A 597-nucleotide genomic window follows, 5' to 3' on the forward strand; every position below is an offset into this window, starting at 1 on the left:
TCTGCAAGGCCGAGGCCCGCAGCGTTGAAGTTGACGCCGGTGATGCTCAGCGTCGACTTGCCGGTCTCGTTGAACGTCAGCTTCAGCGTATCGCCACCGAGCAGGTTGACGCCATTGAAGGAGGCATCCCCCGCGGTGTTGGTGATGTTCTGCATAATGGCGTTGTACTGGTTCACCAGCCCTGCGCGGACGCTCTGCGTCTGAGCATCGACCACCGGAGCCGTCGCAGTCGAGAACGTGACCGTGCTGGCCAACGTGCCGCCGATCGCGCCACCCGCCGTCACCGAGCCGAGGGTCGATGAAGCGTAGTCGTTGGAGGCGGAGATCGTCAGCTTGCCGAGCGAGTCAATCGTGGCGCTCATGTTGTTGGCAAGCAGCGCCGCATTGAGCTGGTCGAGCGTCTTGACCGTGCCGCCGGTGCCGTCGCCGAAGGTGACGTTGACCGCCGCGCCGCCGTTGAAGGAGCTGAACGTCAAGGTCTTGCCGGAGACGCTGCCGGGGGCTGCCGAGCGGCTGGCGGTGAAGTTGGTCGCCGTTCCGGTGTTGCCGGTGAGGCCAAGCACCGACATCGCGTTGCCGGTGCCGATGACCGACAGA

General features: G+C 65.0%; 1 pseudogene. It reads right to left on the reverse strand.

Annotated elements, in window-relative coordinates:
* A pseudogene (locus KIP88_RS45975) lies at positions 1-597 on the reverse strand (flagellin); the annotation flags it as partial.

The sequence above is a fragment of the Bradyrhizobium sp. SRL28 genome (assembly GCF_018596315.1).
Lineage (GTDB): Bacteria > Pseudomonadota > Alphaproteobacteria > Rhizobiales > Xanthobacteraceae > Bradyrhizobium.